This is a genomic window from Archangium sp. (assembly GCF_036388035.1).
In the GTDB taxonomy this organism is placed as follows: domain Bacteria; phylum Myxococcota; class Myxococcia; order Myxococcales; family Myxococcaceae; genus Archangium.
This window is the reverse complement of the sequence record NZ_DASVSO010000670.1, coordinates 1-2941: the sequence shown is the minus strand read 5'-3', so window position 1 is coordinate 2941 and position 2941 is coordinate 1. Positions and strand designations below refer to the sequence as shown.

The following is a 2941-nucleotide window of genomic DNA, read 5'->3' as shown; positions in this document are numbered from 1 at the left end:
GCGACGACGCCCCCGCGGCGGGAGCGTCTCGGAGCACCGCGGCCAGCGACTCGATGGTGGCGTTCCCGAAGAGCCGGTTGAGCGGCAGCTTCCTGCCGAGCCGGCGTTCAATCTGCGCCACCAGCCGTACCGTGAGGAGCGAGTGCCCGCCGAGCGCGAAGAAGTCATCGCGCACGCCTACCGACCGCACGCCGAGCAGCTCTCCGAAGATGGAGGCCAGCTCCAGCTCGGTGCGGTCTCTCGGCGCCAGCGCCACCTCTCCTTCGTGGCCACGCGACCACTCGGGCTCGGGGAGGGCCTTGCGGTCGATCTTGCCGTTGGGGTTGAGGGGCATGGCCTGCAACACCACCAGGACCGAGGGCACCATGAAGCGCGGCAGATGCTGCTTGAGCAACTCCTGCAGCTCTGCGGCCTCCACCTGCTGGCCGGCCTTCACCGACACGTACCCCACCAGCTTCTTGTCCCCTCCCTCCCCCTTGGCCACCACCACCGCTTCCTGCACTCCGGGGTGGCGCCTCAGCCCTTCCTCCACCTCTCCCAGCTCGATTCGGAAGCCTCTCACCTTCACCTGGAAGTCGATGCGGCCCAGGTACTCCAGCTGCCCGTCCGCCCTCCACTTCACCCGGTCTCCCGTGCGGTACATCCTCGCTCCAGGCTCCTCACTGAAAGGGTTGGGTACGAAGCGCTCCGCCGTCAGCTCCGGCCGGCCCAGGTAGCCTCGCGCCAGGCCCACGCCCGCCAGGTACAGCTCTCCGGGCACGCCCACCGGCACCGGCTCGAGCCGCGCGTCCACCACGTACGCCTGCGTGCCCGCCAGCGGCCTGCCAATGGGCGGCGGCACTCCCGCTCCCTTCGGCGCCAGCGCCCACGTCGAGTACGTCGTGTCCTCCGTCGGCCCGTACAGGTTGTACACCGCCTCCACACTCCCCAACCCGTACAGCCCCTCCACCAGCTGGCTGGGCAGCGCCTCTCCCGCCAGGTTCACCGTCTTCACACTGGCCGGCACCGCTCCCTGGCGCACCAGCTCCGCCATGGCCGAGGGCACCGTATTCACCAGCGTCACCTCGCCCGCGGCCGCCAGCCCCGCCAGCCCCAGCGCGTTCTCCGCCAGGTACACCCTTCCTCCGCAGCTCAGCGGCGCGAACAGCTCGAACACCGACAGGTCGAAGTTGACGGACGTGGCTCCCAGCACTCCCTGCAGTTGCGCCCGGCTGAACGTCGCCAGGGCCCACTGGAGGAAGGCCACGGCGCTGCGGTGCTCCAGGGCCACGCCCTTGGGCCGGCCCGTGCTGCCCGAGGTGTACAGCACGTACGCCAGGTGGCCCGGCTGCGTCACCCGCGCCGGCCTCTCCACCTTCTGCGCACGCACCTCCTCGCCCTCCCCCATCCACACCACCTTCGCCCCACCCGCTGCCACCACCCCCTCCAGCTTGCGCTGCGTCACCAGCACCGGGCTCCGCGCGTCCTCCAACATCAGCGCCAGGCGCTCGGCCGGGTAGGCCGGGTCCAGCGGCACGTAGGCGCCACCGGCCTTGAGGATGCCCAGCAGCGCCACCACCAACTCCTCGGTGCGCTCCAAGCTCACGCCCACCCGCACCTCGGGCCCCACGCCCAGCCCTCGCAGCAGCCACGCCAGCTGGTTGGCCCGCTCCTCCACCTGCCGGTACGTCAGTCGCTTCTCCCCCACCACCAGCGCCACCGCCTCCGGTGTCGCCTCCACCTGCGCCTCGAACAGCTCGTGCAGCCCGCCTCCCACCTCCGGCGTCGGCAGCAGCGTGTTCCACCCCAACAGCACCTGCTCGCGCTCCGCCTCCCCCAGCAGCACCACCTCGTCGATGCGCGCCTGAGGCCGCACCGCGAGCGACTCGAGCAGGCGCTGGTAGTGCCCCAGCATCCGCTCCACCGTCCCCGCCTCGTACAGGTCCGTGCTGTACTCGAGCAGGCCGCTCAGCCCCTCCGCCGTCTCCGTCAGCGACAGCGACAGATCGAACTTGGCCGAGTGCGTGTCCACCAGCTCGCGGCGCACCGCCACGCCCGGCAGCGACAGGTCGCTCGCGGGCGCGTTCTGCAGCATGAACGCCACCTGGAAGAGCGGCTGCCGAGACAGCTCACGCTCGGGCTCCAGCGCCTCCACCAGCTTCTCGAAGGGGATGTCCTGGTGCGCGTACGCCCCCAGCGTCGTCTCCTTCACCTGCGCCAGCACCTCGCGGAACAGGGGGTTGCCCCCCAGCCGCGTGCGCAGCGCCAGCGTGTTGACGAAGAAGCCGATCAGCCCCTCCAGCTCGGGCTGGTTGCGTCCCGCCACCGGCGTGCCCACGGTGATGTCGTCCTGCCCGCTGTAGCGGTGCAGCAGCACCTGGAAAGCGCCCAGCAGCACCATGAACAGCGTCGCGCCCTCCTGACGCGCCAGGCCCTTCAGGCCCTCGGCCAGCGGCCGGGGCAGCGCGAAGGCCAGCGTGGCGCCCCGGTAGCTCTGCATCGCCGGGCGCGGCTTGTCCGTGGGTAGCTCCAGCGGCGTCACCCCGGCCAGCGCCTTGCGCCAGTACTCGAGCTGCTGCTCCAGCACCGGCCCCGCCATCCACCCGCGCTGCCAGTGCGCGTAGTCCGCGTACTGCACTGGCAGCTCCGGCAGCGGCGGCGGCTTGCCCTCCGAGAAGGCCTCGTAGAGCGCCACCAGCTCCCGCACCATCACGCCCAGCGACCAGCCGTCCGAGACGATGTGGTGCACCGCCATCGCCAGCACGTACTCCGTGTCCCCCAGGCGCAGCAGCCGCGCCCGCTGCAGCGGCCCCCGTGCGAGGTCGAACGGCTGCCCCACCTCCTGGGTGCTCAGCCGCAGGGCCTCCGCCTCGCGCTCGGCGGCCGGCAGGTGCTCCAGCGACACCACCGGCAGCTCCAGCCGCGCCATCGGGTGGATGACCTGGTAGGGCTGGCCCTCCAG

Annotated in this window: 1 protein-coding gene; it reads right to left on the bottom strand. The window is 71.6% G+C overall.

Going from position 1 to position 2941, the window contains the following annotated elements; all coding sequences use genetic code 11:
* Positions 1–2941 (bottom strand): amino acid adenylation domain-containing protein (locus VF697_RS27305; protein ID WP_331099660.1); only part of this gene is annotated, 2941 nt, incomplete at both ends.